A 17811-nucleotide genomic window follows, 5' to 3' on the forward strand; every position below is an offset into this window, starting at 1 on the left:
TGCTAATGTTTTTAAATAGTTAAAGGTTGAATATTTGGAAACGGGAGAAGTATGCTGCAATTGCTGCAAATTTCCCAGTAAATAATAATATTCCGAGAATGATCATAATATATCCGCTTACTTTTTGAATTCTAGGAAGTATTCGGTTGAGTTTTCTCAGCTTGTGTAAAGAACGAGACCATAATAATGCAACAACGATAAATGGTACACCTAAACCCATTGAATAAATAAAAAGCATAAACATTCCTTTAACCATTGTTTCTGATTCCATCGCTAAAAGAAGAATCGATGAAAGGACAAGACCGATACATGGTGACCAGCCGGCGCCAAAGAATAAACCGAAGAAGACTGAGTTAGCAAAGCTTGTTGATTTTTTTGGAGTCCCCTTTAAACGCTTCTCACTTAATAACATGGAAATGGAAATAATACCAGCCATTTGTAAGCCGAAAACAACAATAATAATACCGCCGATTTGTTGAATTAATTGCTGATTTTCAAGGAATATACGTCCGACAAATGTTGAAGAAGCCCCAAGCATAACAAATATGATAGTAAAGCCTAAAATAAATCCAATACTTCTTGAAAGGATGAGTGACCGGTCGGCTTGGATTTGATTTTCACTCACTGACGTTCCTGTTAATTGCGCTAAATAAGCTGGAACTAATGGGAAAATACAAGGAGATAAAAATGAAATAACTCCTGCAAAGAAGGCTAACCATATTGTGATTTCTGACATATTTTCACCTCGATTAAAGATTCCGCTATAAGAGGATTTACTCTCACCATTAAATACTCTATGAAGACGAGTATTCAAGTAATACCGTCATTATAACTGATTTTCCTCAAATGAAAAAAACGAAACGTCCTTACAATATAATGATATTTCGTAAATGTGTAGGATTTGTGAAATTGGTCAGAAAAGTGGTCCGTCTTAAGTCCGAGAGTAAAACCGTTCTCATGCTCGTTATGTACGACATTTAGAGTGTTTACAATAAAGGAAGTTAAAACAAAGATTGCCATGGTTTAGTCAATTAATTAACTGTCTAAGTGTAAAAAGAGCTTAGACAGTTTTTTTTACGTTTGAAACTATATTATAATGGTACGTATTAGGATTCGACAAAGGTGATGCGAATGACGAAAAAACATTTGTTTTTAAGTGGCGCAATAGTATTTTTAGCTATAGGCTTGGGCTTTTTAATGTATTTAACAATCATATTAGCAGGCAATTATGTCGTCGATGATAAAAAATTAGTGATGCACAGTTCATCATCATTAGTAGATGAAGGAGGAAAGTTGTTAACGAAGTTATTTATTGAAAATAGAGAAATTGTTTCGATACAACAAGTACCAGAACATGTTGAGGAAGCGTTTATAGCGATTGAAGATTCTAGGTTTTATGATCACCAAGGAATTGACTTTCGTGCCATTACTAGAGCTTTGTATCGTGATATATTAACAGGATCTAAGGTAGAAGGTGGAAGTACGATTACTCAGCAGCTCGCAAAAAACACTTTTCTAAGTCATGAGAAAACATTTTTGAGAAAGACAAAAGAAGTTCTGATTGCGATGAACTTAGAACGGAAATATAGTAAATCAGAAATCTTAGAGTTTTATTTAAACCGTATATATTTTGGTCATGGTGCGTACGGTATTCAAGCAGCAGCTAAGCTTTATTTTGATAAAGATGTAGAAGAGTTAACCATTGAAGAAGGTGCATTATTAGCAGCCCTTCCAAAAGCACCAAATGCGTATTCCCCAATTACTTATCCTGAACGAAGCAAACAAAGAAGGGATTTAGTTTTAAGTATGATGGAACGAAGGGGATATTTATCACCAGAAGAAGCTGTTAGGTTACAGGGTAAAACAATTTCTGTTCTACGAAATAATGTGAATAAAAAAGAGGAGTATTTGACTTACATTGATATGGTGCTAGACGAAGCAGAACAGAAATATCAAATTTCGAACGAAGAACTTTTAACAGGTGGCTATACGATTGTTGTACCGATGCATGCCGATCTTCAAAAAAGTGTGTATGAGAAGTTTCAACAAAATAAACATTTTCCAAGTAAGAATCCAAATGTCGAAAGTGCGATCGTTCTAATGGATGTTCAAACAGGTGGGATACTTGCAGCTCAGGGAGGAAGAGAGTATGTGAGTAAAGGGATTAATCGAGTCAATGCGAAGCGTCAGCCAGGTTCAACTATTAAGCCTTTAGCTGTTTTCGCCCCAGCACTTGAAACTGGACAATATCATCCATATTCGATGTTGAACGATGAAATAGTAGACTATGATGGGTATGAACCGAAAAATTTTACGAATGATTATAAAGGCGAAGTACCATTAGTTGATGCACTAACGTATTCAATGAATGCACCTGCTGTATGGTTATTAAATGAATTAGGAATAGAACGAGGGAAGGCCTATTTAGAACAGCTTGGCTTAAGTACAGAAGATAATGGACTAGCAATTGCATTAGGTGGTATGACAGAAGGTTTTTCTCCGCTACAATTAACGAATGCTTACCGGACGCTTGCTAATCATGGAAAATATTCTGATCACTATTTTATAAAAGAAATGTATGATCGAAATGGTCAGCTCATTGGCGCTTCAGAAGTAAAGGAACATAAAGTCTTTTCAGAGCAAACGGCTTGGTACGTAACGAGAATGCTCGAGTTAGTAGTTAAAGAGGGTACCGGTACGAATGGTTTTACGAATGAACCGTTAGCTGGGAAAACGGGAACAACCTCATTTAAAGGGGTAAGTGGAGGCGTGAGGGATGCATGGTTTGCTGGCTATACACCAAATGTCGTAGGCACCATTTGGATGGGATTTGATAGGACGACCGAAACATCATATTTAGAAGGTGGAAGTAGTTATCCTACAGCATTATTTAAAGAAATTTTGAACGATTTACCGAACGACCTTAAAAGCACTAGTTTTATCAGATCGATGGCAGTCAATGATCTAGAACCTCCTATTCAACTTGATAAAGTTTCAGACCTCAGTGCTTCTTTAGTTTTTGGAGGAAAACGATTATTAAGTGTAAAATTAACGTGGACACCTTCTGATGATGAACGAACTCGTTATCATATTTACGAGGTTACTAATGAACATGGTGCCAAAAAGATTGGCTCTGTTGATGGAAGTGGTGAATATTTTATAAGAAGTATTAATGTATTCCGATTACATGAGTATTTTGTCGTTCCTTATGATTATTTAACAGATAGAGAAGGCCCTGCTTCAAATGTGTCGGAAGTTTCTGGTCCATTTGGATTTTAGTATTCTCAAATAAAAAAGTGTTAGGCTGTATATAAATACGGCTGACACTTTTTTATTATATTTTGTCAATAAGTCCTAGATATTCATCAATTTTTTGACAGTTTGTTTAGGAGTATATACATTGTAATTTGTGGGATTTATAGTAAAAGAGGACAAAAAATGATTTTTACCATAGAATGATTTACAATAAACTTCGTATCGATTGATTAGGAATCAGAAAGGTGTGCAGGAATGACTACACAATTTAATGATAATTTTTTAAGAGCCTGTAGAGGAGAAAAAACAGATTATACACCAGTTTGGTATATGAGACAAGCTGGCCGTTCACAACCAGAATATCGTAAATTAAAAGAAAAGTACTCATTGTTTGATATCACACATCAACCTGAGCTTTGTGCTTATGTAACGAAGCTTCCGGTTGACCAATATAATAATGATGCAGCGATTCTCTATAAAGATATTATGACGCCATTACCAGCAATAGGTGTTGACGTTGAGATTAAATCAGGGATTGGTCCGGTCATTGATAACCCGATCAAATCAAAAGAAGATGTAGAAAAGCTAGGGACGATCCAACCTGAAGAAGATGTTCCTTATGTTTTGGATACCATTAAAATCCTAAGGGAACAACTAAATGTTCCACTTATTAGTTTTGGAGGAGCTCCGTTTACCTTAGCGAGTTATATGATTGAGGGTGGGCCTTCTAAAAACTATAATAAAACAAAAGCATTTATGTATGCCGAACCAAAAGCGTGGCATCTTTTGATGGAAAAGCTTGGAGAAATGACGATTACATATGTGAAGTCACAAATTAAAGCAGGGGCTCAAGCAATTCAAATTTTTGATTCTTGGGTTGGAACTTTAAATGTTCAAGATTATCGATTATTTGTAAAGCCTGTGATGACAAGAATTTTTGCTGAGCTAAAAGGGGAAGGTGTTCCACTGATTATGTTTGGTGTTGGGGCGAGTCACCTAGTGAATGAGTGGAATGATCTCCCATTAGATGTTGTTGGCTTAGATTGGAGGCTTTCAATAACAGAAGCACGTAATAAAGGTATAGATAAACCTGTTCAAGGAAATTTAGACCCTGCGATCCTTTTGTCTCCTTGGGAAGCAATTGAAGAGAAGGCAAAGAGTATACTTGATCAAGGAATGGATCATGCACCAGGACATATCTTTAACCTTGGACACGGGGTTTTTCCTGAAGTAAATCCTGACACATTAAGAAAACTCACTGCATTTATACATGAATATAGCAGTACTAAATAATTAGGAGAATGGGGCTGTTAAAGGATGTCTAAACGAAAAATAGGACTTCTTGTGATGGCATATGGCACCCCTCGTAGTCTTGAAGAGGTTGAACCATACTATACACATATTCGTCGAGGCAGAAAGCCATCTGAAGAAGCACTAGAGGAATTAACTTCACGCTATGAAGCGATTGGTGGAATTAGTCCGTTAGCTAAAATTACAGAAGCACAAGCAAAAGGACTAGAAGATGAGATGAATAAACGTTTTGATCATCTTGAATTTAAGGCGTATTTAGGGTTAAAACATATTGACCCTTTCATTGAAGATGCAGTCGGACAAATGAAAGAAGATGGAATTGAAGAAGCGATTAGTATTGTCTTAGCCCCACATTATTCAACATTTAGTGTGAAATCTTATAATGGTCGAGCTCAAGAAGAGTCAGAAAAAGTTTCTGGGCCAGCAATTTATAGTATTGATAGCTGGTATGCTGAGCCGCTTTTTGTTGAGTATTGGGCGACACAAATTAAGCAAACAATGATGAACATAGAAAATAAAGAGGCAGCTATTGTGATTTTTTCAGCACATAGTTTACCTGAGAAAATTCTTCAATCTGGTGACCCATATCCAGACCAACTGCAAGAAACAGCAGATCTTATTGCAGCAGCTGCTAATATTAAAAATTATACAATTGGGTGGCAAAGCGAAGGAAATACTCCAGAGCCATGGTTAGGACCAGATGTTCAAGATTTAACGCGTGATCTTTATGAAAAGTCGAATTATCAATCGTTTGTATTTTGTCCTGTTGGCTTTGTTGCAGATCATCTTGAAGTTCTTTATGACAATGATATTGAATGTAAAATAGTAACTGATGAATTAGGTGTCAATTATTACCGACCAGAAATGCCTAATGCAAAGCCAGAATTTATTAGCTGTTTAGCCAAAGTTGTGACGGAAAAACTTAAAGAGAAAGTACGTGACATTTAGTGGTAAATGAACAGAAAAAAAGAGTGGCTATTATTGGAGGGGGAATAACGGGTTTAACGGTGGCCTATTACCTTCAGAAAGAAGTGATGAGTAAAGGCTTAAACTTAGAATATCAATTGTTTGAGTCTAATCAACAGTTAGGCGGGAAAATTCAAACCGATTATTCAAACGGATTTGTTATTGAACGTGGTCCAGATTCCTTTCTTGCTCGAAAACAAAGCGCAGCAAGATTAGCGAAGGAAGTAGGGTTAGAAAAAGAACTGGTTTATAATGATTCAGGACAATCATTCGTTTTAAAGGGGGATGAACTGTATCCTATTCCAGGTGGTGCAATTATGGGAATCCCAACAAAGGTAGCACCATTTGCGACGACAAAGTTGTTTACACCATTAGGAAAACTTCGTGCAGCAGGCGATTTGTTTATCCCTAAAACGAGTTCATCAAATGAAGATCAATCTCTAGGACAGTTTTTTAGAAAGCGGTTAGGAGATGAAGTTGTTGAAAATTTAATTGAACCGCTGTTATCTGGTATATATGCAGGGGACATTGATCGCTTAAGCTTATTGGCGACTTTCCCACAATTTCATCAAGTGGAGCAAAAGTATCGTAGTCTTATTTTAGGAATGAGTAAAGCGATGCCCAAGCCGACAAAACCTGCAAAGACAAAACAAACAACTAAGTCTAAAGGAATGTTTTTATCGTTTAAAGGTGGTTTACAATCGTTAGTGGAAGGGATTGAAAACCATTTAGATGAAGACGCTGTTAAAAAGGAGACAGGTATCGAGCGAGTAGAAAAAGTAGAGAGCAATACAAGCTTACTTTTACGAGTGGCAATGTTGAGCTGTTTGACCATGTAATCTTAACGACTCCACATGAAGTGACGGCAAAGTTATTAAATGAATATCATCAGACGATCGCTCCATTAAAAGAAATCCCATCTACTTCTGTAGCTACTGTTGCTATGGCATTTCCACTATCAAGTATTAAAGGTGAACTTGGTGGAACAGGATTCGTAGTTACTAAGAAAAGTGGCTATTCGATTACAGCTTGTACATGGACACATAAAAAGTGGAAGCACTCGGCTCCTGATGGTTATGCCCTTCTCCGCTGTTATGTCGGTCGTTTTGGCGATGATGAAATTGTAAGTGAGTCGGATGAGGTGATCCTTTCAGCAGTCAGAAAGGATTTAAAAAAGATCATGAATATCGATGAACATCCAGAGTATCAAAGTATTAAACGGTGGAACAAAGCGATGCCACAATATATTGTTGGTCATCAGCAAAGAATTGAGAAGTTTCAATCGAATTTAGCCAACAATTTACCTGGAATACACGTAGCTGGGGCAGCATACGAGGGCTTAGGTCTCCCAGATTGTATTGACCAAGGTGAAGCTGTCGTGAAGAAAGTCCTTGAAATGATTTAAAATATAAGGCCTCTCTAATAGCGTTCAAAAACGTTTATTAGAGAGGCTATTTATTATGTCACCCACTTCTTTTATTTCAAGAACACTAGTAAAAGAGGCTGCCATTAAAGTAAAGGCAGCCTCACTCATTTTTTTATTAGATAAGCATGTAGAAATTTCGAGAATGTCTAGCGGAAGCGCCCACCAACTAGCGAGACTTCGCTTCCCCTCCTTACGAGAAGTCAACATCGGCTCGATACCTCTCGCCGTGTTTCCTTTATCTCATACGGTGGGGCTCCAGTCCGTACGTCGGTATACGGGCGCTTCCGCTTTTCTTATTTTAAAAGTTCTTCAAGTTTTGAAGTATCGACAAAGCCTGTTAGATCAGGCTCTTCTTCAATAAAGCTTAATTGGTAAGAAGCATCGGCCCAAGCTTGTAGTGCTTCTGGGAATGTATTAGTTGTAACTACCATACGTTGCCAAGCACTTTCAAGAACACTTTCAGGTAAACGTTGCTGTGTTAAATTATAAAGAGCATCATTAATTGTCTTTAACGTATCTTCAGTATTTTCATGAGTATATTCAACCGATTGGATGTGTCCTTTTAATACAGACTCTACGATTTCAGGCTGTTCTTCTAGGAAACGTTTAGAAGTTACTAGAACTACACTTGGTAGAGTTTCACCTAAAAATACTTCGTCCCACTCAGCAACAACTTTTGCACCTAATTCTTCAACAAGGTACGTTCCCCAAGGCTCTGGAGCTGCAGCAGCATCAATTTGCCCTTGTTCAAACATAGCAACCATGTTTGCAGGAGCAACACGTGATTGATGCTCAACAGTACCACCTAAGCGGTTAGATTCAAGGCCAAGATCCTGTAGCATAATTTCTAACTGAACGTTATGAGTACAACCATTACCAGGTGTACAGAATGATTTCCCATCAAAGTCAGTAAGTTCTTCAATACCTGCATCATCGCGAGCAACAATTAAAGTGGCTCCATTAGCTGCTGCACTTATAACGACCACATCCCCACCACGTAAAAAGTAGTTAATTGCAGGACCTGGTCCAACGTATCCGATGTCTAAAGTTCCAGCGTCTAATGCATCAATAAAATCATTTCCATTAGGGAAGTCTCTGAAATTTGCTTCTACATCCCCTAGTTCATCCTGGAAAAAGCCTTTTTCCTTCCCAACTATACCTGCAGCGTGATCAAGGTTTGGAAAATATCCGATTGATACACTATCTGCAGAAGAGCCGTCACCTGAAGTGTTGCCAGTTCCACAAGCTGTGAGCATTCCAACCAAGGCAATACCTGCAAATGCTTTTAATATTTTTTTCATTTTGTTTCCCCCTAGAACTATTTTCTTTAATTATAAGAAAGTGATATCCGCTTTTCTTATGTGTTTTTTGATAAACCAAAGCGAGTTAAAACTCGTTTTTCGACTCTATTAAAAATTAAATATTCTACTATTAAACCAATTAATGAAATAATGACCATGATTGCGATAACTAAGTCCATATTGAACATATCTTTTGCGTTAAGAAGTGTACGTCCTAATCCGCCTGTACCAAGTAGTTCCCCGGCCATTAATGCTCGCCATCCGAAAGCCCATGCAAGTCTAGCGCCAGTTAAAGCAGATGGTATAGAAGCTGGGATCATAACTTTCCATACGAGTTCGGATCGATTGTATCCCATCGTTCGTGCAGCTCGGATAAGGAGCGGCTGAACATTTTTAATTCCCATTCTTACGTTTAATGTCATTGCCCACGTTCCACCTAATAATACGATAAAGATAATAGCGAAATCACTACCGGCAAAAAACATTAGTGCAATTGGTAACCAAACAATACTTGGCACAGATTGAAGGGCAATTACAAGAGACCCCAATGTTTCGTCTGCAACCTTTGATCGGGCTAAAAGAATTCCAATAGCAGTACCAATGACTAAAGCAATTGAAAAACCTATAGCAATTCGTTGAATACTAGTTATTAACGCATGAAATAAAATTCCTGTTTCAAAGAAGCCTCGATATAACTGTGTTAACGTTCCACCTGGTGATGGGAACATCATTACAGAGAAGAATTGATAACTGAGGTTTAATCTATATGTGATCTCCCAGATTGCGATTAGTACCATAAAGAAGAGCAGCCTTCTTACTATTGTAGTCATCTCCCATCTCCTCCCTCATGACTTTTTCGATTTCACCAGCTAGATGCCCCATAATTTCTTCTTCAAGTTTCAAAAATTCAGGACTCGCTTGCTTTCTAGGCCTAGGTATATTTACGTCAAATGTTTTAATAATACCGCCGGGTCTAACACCCATTAAGACGATACGATCTGATAAAAGGATAGCTTCTCGAATATTATGTGTTACAAAGAGGATCGTTTTTTTTGTTTCTTCCCAAATATACTGAACTTCTTTGTGTAGCATTGATCTTGTTTGCTCATCTAAAGCCCCAAAAGGTTCATCCATTAATAGAATTTTCGGGTCCATCGCTAAAGCACGTGCAATAGAAACACGCTGTTTCATTCCCCCAGAAAGTTCATGAGGATAGGAATTAACAAATTTACTTAAGTGCACGAGTTTAAGATATTCGATCGCTTTTTGTGTAGCTTCTTCTTTATTCATTTTCTTTTTTAATGCAAACATGACGTTTTCAAGCACCGTTAACCAAGGCATTAGTGCTGCTTCCTGAAAAACAACCCCACGGTCAGGTCCAGGATTTGTAATGACTTTGTTGCTAATTTCAACAGTCCCATTTGTCGCTTGATCTAGTCCTGCAACAATATTTAATAATGTAGACTTACCGCATCCGGAAGGACCGAGCAATGATACAAATTCTCCCGATTTTAATTCAAGGTTAATATTTTCAAAGACTGTGTAAGCTGTTTTATCTTCTTTGTTATGGAATGTCTTGGCCACATTTTTAATTTGGACTTCAGCCATTGCACAGACCTCCTTCAACTGACTTATTTTGTAATTCGTGATAAATCATATCTTTTTAGTCGGCTTTAATCATGTTGTTAGTATATGACTTTAATTTTTGTCTGTCAATACTTATTTAGAACATTGTTTTTGGTAAGGACGAGACCTAACATGTCGGTCTTTGGATATCGAATAGTCCACCTTGAGAATGGCTATCTAACGAGGAATAAGACCGAAAAAATGAGAGTTGGACCGATATAACTGGAATTAGACTGATATAATTGGGGTTAGACCGATAAATCCGGAGTTAGACTTACTTATATATTAATTATTTAAACCAAAGCCTTTGTTGTTGATGTAATTGGTGGTTTAATTCATATAACATGGCTTCAATTTGTTGTTCGGTTTGTTGTATTTGTTGTTGGACTTGAGGAATAGCTGAATTTTCTTCCTCTTTAAGTTGTTTCATTAGTTCTTTTAATTTGATTTCAGCGTCAATCATTAATTGTGGGTTTTCAGCCTTAACTTGTATTGCTTGTAAAGCCTTTTGCATGGCGAGAATTGACTGATGGATGATTTCGTTTTGTGGTTGGGGCATTTTTTAGTCCTCCTTATGCTCTTTTTTATTAGTATGGATTAGTTAGAAAAGATTATTTTAGTTATTAATTTATTAAGGCTTATATCCTAGGTTATTATTTCAAATAATTAGAAATTTCTGTATAATAAAACTGGAGGGGACAATATGAGCCAATTATTAAAAACGTTTTAGTGATTTTTACATGTATAATTTCAACTTCACTTTCATTTTATATGTACATATATTTATTAATGGACTTAATTCTTGGTATCTTTTGCAAATAAAAAGAAACATACGTGAATTTTTGCTATACTGTTTAGAGCATAGTAATGATAAGGTGGAGTACAGGCATGACAAAACCAAATGAAATAATTAATATTTTACGTCATTCTCGGCATGATTGGTTAAATGTAATCCAATTGATCAAAGGAAACCTTGCCTTGAATCGTCCTGAACGAGTCGAAGAGATTATTCAATCTGTCATACAGCAGTCTCAAAATGAAAGTAAGCTATCCAATTTAAACATACCAGTGATTGTTGCGGATTTATTAACTTTTAATTGGGAAAACCATGGGTATAAACTAGAAATAGAAGTTATTGGTGACGCAAAAGATTTAAGTCATTATGAGCAGGAATTGCATGAATGGTATTCTCAGTTCATGCAACTTCTTGATCAATGCTGCGATGAAGGTACAGAAAATCACTTATTGATTACATTTCAACTATTAGTAGATGAAACAAAATTAATGTTTGATTATCAAGGACAGTTCAAAGAAATTTCATTAATTAATTCTTGGTTGCAGTCCCGATCATCAGAGCTATTTTTTATTACTGAAGAACAAGTTTCAGTTAATGAATTGTTTTTTGTTGTAACGTTGAAATAATTAGAGGTGAGAACAAGATGTTTGTAGATAAGGTTAAGGTTTATGTTAAAGGTGGCGACGGAGGTAATGGTATGGTTGCCTACCGCCGTGAAAAATATGTTCCAGATGGTGGTCCAGCTGGTGGGGATGGCGGAAAAGGAGCAGACGTTGTTTTTGAAGTCGAAGAGGGATTACGAACGCTTATGGATTTTCGGTATCAAAAGCACTTTAAAGCACCTAGAGGAGAGCATGGGCGTCCTAAAAATCAACATGGGAAAAATGCTGACGATTATGTAATCAAAGTTCCTCCAGGTACAACAGTCGTGGATGATGACACGAAGGAAGTGATCGCGGATTTAACGCAACATGGTCAACGGGCAGTCATTGCTAAAGGTGGTCGCGGAGGACGAGGAAATACTCGGTTTGCAACGCCATCCAATCCAGCACCAGAAATTGCCGAAAATGGAGAACCAGGTATAGAAAGGTATGTAACGTTAGAATTAAAAGTTCTAGCTGATGTCGGTTTAGTTGGATTTCCTAGTGTAGGTAAGTCTACACTTTTATCTGTTGTTTCTGCTGCAAAGCCTAAAATTGCTGATTACCATTTTACAACCCTCACTCCAAACTTAGGTGTTGTCGAAACTGAAGATGGTAGGAGTTTTGTAATGGCAGACCTACCAGGATTAATTGAAGGAGCTCATTCTGGGGTGGGATTAGGTCATCAATTTTTAAGACATATTGAACGTACGAAAGTCATTGTACATATTGTTGATATGTCTGCGCTTGAAGGTCGTGATCCTTATGAAGATTTCTTGAAAATTAATGATGAATTAAAACAGTACAACATGCGTCTGTTGGAACGACCGCAAATAATTGTTGCCAATAAAATGGACATGCCAGATGCAGAAGAAAACCTCGAGAAATTTAAAGAACAGCTACAAGAAGATCTTCCGATTTTTCCAATATCAGCTTTTACAAGGCAAGGTGTGAGGGAGCTTCTCTTAGCGATTGCAGACAAAGTGGACAATACGCCTGAGTTTCCACTATATGAGGAAGTACCTGACCAAACGAGAGTATTGTATCGACATGAAAAGAAAGAAGATCCATTTATTATTACACGAGCGGATGATGGTTCGTATGTTATTTCAGGCGCCGATATAGAAAAATTATTCAAAATGACTGACTTTTCACGGGACGAGTCGGTTCGTCGTTTTGCAAGGCAGTTACGTGGAATGGGAGTAGATGATGCATTACGTAAGCGTGGTGCAAAAGACGGGGATATTGTTCGTTTATTGGAGTACGAATTTGAGTTTGTTGAATAAGCTATTATAAGAAAGCTGCCTGGTGCAAGGCGGCTTTTTAAGTTGTTAAAGCGTAGTTAAAAAGTCTTTCCTTGATGAGAAAAACTTTTATTTTTTAGAATGTCTGTTATTATAAAAAAAGCTGAAAAGGATAATGGGGAAATTACCATTGTCAAAAAGTTCTAACAAATTTATAATGATATAATAGCTTTAGATGGAATGGGTGGTGGTACGATGTCCAAAGGGATTGAACAATTTTACCTCGTTCGTGAAGATATGTTAACTGAGGCGATGCAAAAAACATTGGAAGCGAAAGAGTTATTAGAATCAGGTAAAGTGAAAAAAATTAATGAAGCTGTGAAAGAAGTTGGCTTAAGCCGAAGTGCATTCTATAAATATCGCGACGGAATATACCCTTTTCATAAAATGGTTAAAGAGAAGATTATCACCTTATCCATTAATTTAGAGGATCGTTCAGGAACTTTATCCCAACTACTTTCCATTGTGGCAGCTTCGGGGTGTAATGTATTAACGATTAACCAAACGATCCCATTGAAAGGAAAAGCTAATATTACATTATCTTTAGATACAGTTTCTATGAAAATAGAAGTAAGTAAGCTTATTGAATATATTCGTGAACTAGAAACTGTTGTAAAAGTTGAAATTGTTGGATCAGGCTCTTAACAGAAAGGAACGGTGTACTAAAGTGAAAACGATTGGATTTTTAGGACCAGCTGGAACATTCACAGAAATGGCTACAATGTCAATTTTTCCAGAACTAAAACGAAAAGAATTTGCAACTATTCCAGCATGCATGGATGGTGTTTCTAAAGGAGATGTGGATGCCGCAGTTGTTCCATTAGAAAATGCAATTGAAGGCTCAGTAAATTTAACATTAGATTATATTATTCATAAACATCAACTACCAATCGTTGGGGAAGTCGTCGTACCTGTTGAACAACATTTACTTATTCATCCAAGACATATAGATGATTGGAAATCTGTTAATACAATATATTCTCATCCACATGCAATCGCTCAATGTCATGAATTTTTAAGAATGGCATTACCGGATAGTGAATTAAATTATACAAATTCAACAAGTGCTGCAGCAAAGTTTATTATGGAAAATCCAAACCTTAAAGCAGCAGCGATTGGTAATGAACTAGCAGCGAAAACGTACAATCTATCGATAATTGAAAAGAACATCCATGATTACGAAAATAATCGAACACGTTTTGTTGTTTTATCTAGAAAACAGGAGGATATCATTACGCCACATAATATAGGCCATAAAACGACGTTAATGGTAACACTACCTTCTGATTATTCAGGAGCATTACACCAAGTTTTAAGTGCATTTTCATGGAGAAAGCTTAACCTGTCTAAAATTGAATCACGTCCAATGAAAACAGGGCTAGGTAACTATTTCTTTGTCATTGATGTTGAGCAAAAGATGGATGAGATATTAATTCCAGGTGTAATTGCTGAACTAGAAGCATTGGGCTGTGGAGTTCGAGTATTAGGTAGTTATCCGTGTTTTACAATTACTTCTAGGAAAGAAAAAGAAGAAGCAGTCAAGAGACCAATTTAATGCAGTAAGAAGGAAAACTGAAATTAAGTATATGTTACAGGATGAAGTTATTTGACGACCGTAGGCTATAGATGCAAATACGGTCGTCAAAGCTTAATACTTCTGTTAATTTAAGGCTATTTTATTTTCAAAATCTTCACGCATAGCGTGAAGAGCCAAGCATCCGCTTGGCTTACGGTCCAAAAGCTAAAAGCAACAATCTTAGAGAAAAAAGCCTAATTTAATAAAAAACCTCTTTGTTTTAAAGCATTAACCGCCGCTTCGATATGTTCCATTCGATCAGCTTCAATGGTGTGAAGATGTACACCTTCAGTCAGTTCAGAAAGAAGTAAAGCTTTCGTATCACGCATTTTTGTCATAAACTGAATCACGTCGTTTCGGTTATTTAACATTAATGATCCTGTCAGATCACCGTAAATAGGATGTTCTATCATTACATCTCGAATGGTAATACGGTGATCAACAAGTAGTAAAAGTTCTTCTTCCGTTTCTTCAGGAGTGTGTTGACAAGCAATCACTTGTTTCACAGTTTGTTCTTCTTGAGTTGGTTTGATATACATATACCCTTGTGCGGTAGCTAATAAAGGATGATTTCTAGCTTTTAATATAGAAATATCCTGAACGATAACTTGGCGGCTGACCCCAGTCTTTTCAGCAAGCTCATTCCCGGTAATTGGAGCTGTTGATGATTTTAACCAGCTTAAAATTAACTTCCTACGTTCTTCTCCTAATATTTTTTTTGAAGTCATTATTTTCCTCTCTTCCTAGTAATAAAAGTTTTCTATAATATCGTTGATGGCTTTGGCGATATAATGAATATGATCTTCAGTTGTATCTACCCCGAAAGATATTCGAATCATTTCTCTTGCTTCGTCTAGATTTTTTCCCGTTTCTGTCATTGCTTTTGAAGGAGCAGTTTGTCCAACTTTGCAGGCACTACCTGTGGATATAGCAATCCCTCGCCGATTACATTCAAGCATCATATATTGTCCTTCAATTCCTTTTATACGTAGGCAAAGGTGATGCGCTAATCGCCTTGTCGGATGACCTTCAAGAATGACTTTTGATGAATCAATAGAGGATAAAAACAATTTCTGTAATTGCTCGAAGCGTTGTAATTCATTATCCATTGATTGAATAGAGTCCGTTGCTGCAATTGTAAAAGCTGCAATACCAGGTACGTTTCCAGTGCCTTGACGGAATCCTTTTTCTTGTGAACTATTGGGAACAGATGCTTGCCATGAGATGTCAGGAGATAAGTAGACAGCACCTACTCCTTTAGGACCGTATATTTTATGTGCTGACATCGAAACAGCCGACAGATGAAAAGCCTCTACGTCAATTGGGATTTTCCCAAAGGTTTGGACACAATCACTATGAAATAATACATTTTTACACTTTAATAATCCACCGATATCCTTCATATTTTGAATCGTTCCAAGTTCACTATTGGCATGGCCGATTGAAACAAGTATCGTATTCTCATTAATTTCTTGCTCTAATAGTTCAAGTTCCACTTCTCCATATGAATTGACGGGAACAAACGATATTGTAAAACCTTCCTCTAGTAAAACATTTAATGAATTAATTACGGATGGATGCTCGATTTTTGTTGTAATGATATGGTTTCCTCTATGCTTATTTCCTCTTGCAATTGATAAAAGTGATAAATAATTACTTTCTGAACCACCACTTGTAAAAAAAATGCCTTCTTTTTCTGCTTGGATCATCTTTGCTATATCTTCTCTTGATTGCTCAAGCAAATGATTTGCCATAGTACCGTAATCATGAAGGCTACTCGGGTTACCGAAGTGTTCCTTTGCTACTTTTGAGTAGATGGTTAATGACTTTTCTGACATAGGAGTTGTAGCACAATAATCGAGATAGATCATTTATAGAAACCTTCTTTCAGATGAATTTCGTCATTTTCTAAAATATAACACTGATCTAAATATAAAAAAACTCTTGTCACTAGTTTAAAATTATGTAAAGATAGGTGTCAAGACAGATGTAAATGACTAAGGGGGTCATTTAAATATGAACGTATATACTTCAGATGTCATTATTGTAGGAAGTGGACTTGCTGGATTAATGGCAGCTGAACTTCTTTCTTTCCATAAGAATGTGATAATTGTCACAAAGTCTGAGATAGAGCATAGCAATTCAATGTTAGCTCAAGGCGGAATAGCGGCAGTAATTGATAACGAAGATGATTGGAGAGATCATTTTCTGGATACAATTCGAGCTGGCTGCTATTACAATAGCGAGGATGCTACTGAGCTTCTTGTAAAGCAAGGTGCCTATATGATTGAGAAACTAGAAGCACTTGGTATTCAATTTGATAAAAACAAAGATGGTAAGTACGTACTAGGTCAAGAAGGAGCGCATATGAAACGGCGAATCCTTCATGCAGGTGGAGACGCAACAGGGAAGGAGCTCACCTCAAAATTGATCTCGAGAGTTAAACAACATGTTCCTATTCATGCCCATGTGGATGCTATTGATCTAATAGTCGACAATAATCGGTGTATTGGTGTCATGTGCATAGATGAAAATCAACAGGTTGTCCAATATTTTGCAAAGCATATAGTATTAGCGACAGGTGGAGCAGGACAACTATACTCCGTCACTTCTAACGATTCGTCCATTACTGGGGACGGAATGGCACTCGCTTATCGTGCAGGAGCACGTCTTGCTGATATGGAGTTTGTTCAATTTCATCCAACGATGCTCGTAAAGGATGAAAAAGGAGCGGGCTTAGTATCAGAAGCCGTGAGGGGTGAAGGGGCCAGGCTTGTTACTGAAGACGGTAAGCTATTAATGGAAGACAAGCATGAGCTTGGTGATTTAGCTCCTAGAGATGTTGTAGCAAGAGAAATTTATCAAAAGGTCTCACAGAAGCAAAAGGTTTTTCTAGATATACGTTCGATTAAACATTTTGAAAAGAAGTTCCCTTCAGTAACTAATCTCTGCAGAAAAGCAGGAATTCACATAGAAAAAGGGTTAATTCCAATTGCTCCTGGGGCCCATTTTGTAATGGGGGGAGTAGAAACAAATGCACAAGGAAGAACATCTCTTAATGGTTTATATGCTATTGGAGAAGTTGCGAATACAGGAGTGCATGGAGCCAATCGGTTAGCGAGTAACTCGCTATTAGAAGGTATAGTATTTGCCAACGAACTAGCACAGACGATCGTTCATGCTAAAGAAAACGTATTGAAACCAAGAATGAGTCCCAACGTTAGTAGTATCAAAAATTATTCACATCCACTACCAACCAAGAACGAAATTCAAGCAATAATGTCTAATTATGTTGGGATAGTGAGGACAAAAGAAAATCTATTACAGGCCATGCGCTGGTATGAGTTGTATAAACCTCTCATTCAATCGAAGCAATATTACGAGCTTACTTCTGAAGAGCACACGATAAGAAACATGCTGACAGTAGGATATTTAATTACAGCTTCAGCCCTTTGTCGAAAGGAAAGTCGTGGTAGTCACTTTCGCACAGATTTTCCGCTGTCCAATGAATGTTGGTTAAATCAAACGGTTTATTGTTCCATTAACAAGAATGGACCGTTTACGCTAAGCAAAAAAGACTTTGTTAGTAATTTTGTCATTTAGGGGGGA

15 protein-coding genes and 1 pseudogene are annotated in these 17811 nt (G+C 37.0%); 9 read left to right on the forward strand and 7 right to left on the reverse strand.

Going from position 1 to position 17811, the window contains the following annotated elements; translation table 11 throughout:
* Positions 1-19 precede the first annotated feature (19 nt).
* Positions 20-736 carry a cytochrome c biogenesis CcdA family protein gene (locus J0N78_RS09390; protein WP_209122799.1) on the reverse strand — a complete coding sequence of 239 codons (717 nt, stop codon included), beginning with the start codon at positions 734-736 and terminating at the stop codon, positions 20-22.
* A 395-nt stretch (positions 737-1131) separates the two neighbouring features.
* Between J0N78_RS09390 and J0N78_RS09395 the strand changes: the two genes are divergently transcribed.
* The 4 genes and pseudogenes from J0N78_RS09395 to hemY all read left to right on the forward strand — a co-directional run bounded on the left by J0N78_RS09395 (position 1132) and on the right by hemY (position 6937).
* Positions 1132-3279 carry a transglycosylase domain-containing protein gene (locus J0N78_RS09395; RefSeq protein WP_209122800.1) on the forward strand — a complete coding sequence of 716 codons (2148 nt, stop codon included), beginning with the start codon at positions 1132-1134 and terminating at the stop codon, positions 3277-3279.
* A 231-nt stretch (positions 3280-3510) separates the two neighbouring features.
* Positions 3511-4548 carry a uroporphyrinogen decarboxylase gene (gene hemE / locus J0N78_RS09400; RefSeq protein ID WP_209122801.1) on the forward strand — a complete coding sequence of 346 codons (1038 nt, stop codon included), beginning with the start codon at positions 3511-3513 and terminating at the stop codon, positions 4546-4548.
* Positions 4549-4572: 24 nt separating this feature from the next.
* Positions 4573-5514: a ferrochelatase gene (gene hemH / locus J0N78_RS09405; RefSeq protein WP_209122802.1), complete on the forward strand. Its 942-nt coding sequence runs from the start codon at positions 4573-4575 to the stop codon at positions 5512-5514.
* A pseudogene (hemY, locus tag J0N78_RS09410) lies at positions 5514-6937 on the forward strand (protoporphyrinogen oxidase). Before hemH ends, hemY begins: the two are co-directional and overlap by 1 nt.
* A 314-nt stretch (positions 6938-7251) precedes the next feature.
* Here the strand turns inward: hemY and J0N78_RS09415 are convergent.
* The 4 genes from J0N78_RS09415 to J0N78_RS09430 form a co-directional block, all read right to left on the reverse strand.
* Positions 7252-8259 (reverse strand): aliphatic sulfonate ABC transporter substrate-binding protein, encoded by a 1008-nt coding sequence (locus tag J0N78_RS09415; protein WP_209122803.1) that lies wholly within the window; start codon positions 8257-8259, stop codon positions 7252-7254.
* Positions 8260-8315: 56 nt separating this feature from the next.
* The gene (locus J0N78_RS09420) at positions 8316-9089 is read right to left on the reverse strand and encodes an ABC transporter permease (protein ID WP_209122804.1); all 774 of its coding nucleotides are present in this window, start codon (positions 9087-9089) and stop codon (positions 8316-8318) included.
* Positions 9022-9867, reverse strand: a complete 846-nt coding sequence (locus J0N78_RS09425; protein ID WP_209122805.1) for an ABC transporter ATP-binding protein — start codon at positions 9865-9867, stop codon at positions 9022-9024. Before J0N78_RS09425 ends, J0N78_RS09420 begins: the two co-directional genes overlap by 68 nt.
* A 307-nt stretch (positions 9868-10174) precedes the next feature.
* On the reverse strand, positions 10175-10444 hold the full coding sequence (locus J0N78_RS09430) for a hypothetical protein (protein WP_209122806.1): 270 nt from the start codon (positions 10442-10444) through the stop codon (positions 10175-10177).
* Between the two features lie 329 nt (positions 10445-10773).
* Between J0N78_RS09430 and J0N78_RS09435 the strand changes: the two genes are divergently transcribed.
* From J0N78_RS09435 to pheA, 4 genes are all read left to right on the forward strand, one after another.
* Positions 10774-11307, forward strand: coding sequence for a Spo0B C-terminal domain-containing protein (locus J0N78_RS09435; protein ID WP_209122807.1), 534 nt, complete (start codon positions 10774-10776; stop codon positions 11305-11307).
* A 17-nt stretch (positions 11308-11324) separates the two neighbouring features.
* Entirely contained in the window at positions 11325-12608 is a 1284-nt protein-coding gene (gene obgE, locus J0N78_RS09440) for a GTPase ObgE (RefSeq protein ID WP_209122808.1), read from the forward strand.
* A 213-nt stretch (positions 12609-12821) separates the two neighbouring features.
* Positions 12822-13271 carry an ACT domain-containing protein gene (locus J0N78_RS09445; protein ID WP_209122809.1) on the forward strand — a complete coding sequence of 150 codons (450 nt, stop codon included), beginning with the start codon at positions 12822-12824 and terminating at the stop codon, positions 13269-13271.
* Between the two features lie 22 nt (positions 13272-13293).
* Entirely contained in the window at positions 13294-14181 is an 888-nt protein-coding gene (pheA, locus tag J0N78_RS09450; protein ID WP_209122810.1) for a prephenate dehydratase, read from the forward strand.
* Between the two features lie 215 nt (positions 14182-14396).
* Here pheA and J0N78_RS09455 read toward each other — a convergent pair whose 3' ends face one another.
* On the reverse strand, positions 14397-14930 hold the full coding sequence (locus J0N78_RS09455; RefSeq protein ID WP_209122811.1) for a transcription repressor NadR: 534 nt from the start codon (positions 14928-14930) through the stop codon (positions 14397-14399).
* A 15-nt stretch (positions 14931-14945) separates the two neighbouring features.
* Positions 14946-16073 carry an IscS subfamily cysteine desulfurase gene (locus J0N78_RS09460; RefSeq protein ID WP_209122812.1) on the reverse strand — a complete coding sequence of 376 codons (1128 nt, stop codon included), beginning with the start codon at positions 16071-16073 and terminating at the stop codon, positions 14946-14948.
* 145 nt (positions 16074-16218) lie between these two features.
* Between J0N78_RS09460 and nadB the strand changes: the two genes are divergently transcribed.
* The gene (gene nadB / locus J0N78_RS09465) at positions 16219-17805 is read left to right on the forward strand and encodes an L-aspartate oxidase (protein ID WP_209122813.1); all 1587 of its coding nucleotides are present in this window, start codon (positions 16219-16221) and stop codon (positions 17803-17805) included.
* Positions 17806-17811 lie beyond the last annotated feature (6 nt).

It is taken from the genome of Alkalihalobacillus sp. BA299, assembly GCF_017745675.1.
Classification (GTDB): Bacteria; Bacillota; Bacilli; order Bacillales; family Bacillaceae_F; genus Alkalihalobacterium.